Genomic DNA, 272 nt, shown 5'->3' with positions numbered 1-272 from the left:
CCCAAATAAACCAAAATACTAGTAATATAATTTTAATATAAAAAAATAAAGATAATAAATCACACCCTAAAAAAACAATACTAGTTATTAAAGATATAAAGATAATATTTATATACTCTGATAAAAAAATAAATGCAAAACCCCCAATTCTATATTCAACATTAAAACCACTAACTAACTCTCTTACACCCTCAGCAAAATCAAAGGGTGAACGATTGGTCTCTGCTAAACAAGAAGATAATCAACAGAAAAATAAAGGTAGGTTTAAAAAT

1 pseudogene is annotated in these 272 nt (G+C 25.0%); it reads right to left on the bottom strand.

From position 1 onward, the window contains the following. A pseudogene (locus SAY88_RS26190) lies at positions 1 to 223 on the bottom strand (NADH-quinone oxidoreductase subunit H); the annotation flags it as partial. Between the last annotated feature and the right edge of the window lie 49 nt (positions 224 to 272).

Source organism: Halalkalibacter flavus, from assembly GCF_036663575.1.
Classification (GTDB): Bacteria; Bacillota; Bacilli; order Bacillales; family Bacillaceae_D; genus Halalkalibacter; species Halalkalibacter flavus.
The sequence above is the reverse complement of the archived record's forward strand: the minus strand, read 5'-3'. Positions and strand labels throughout refer to the sequence as shown.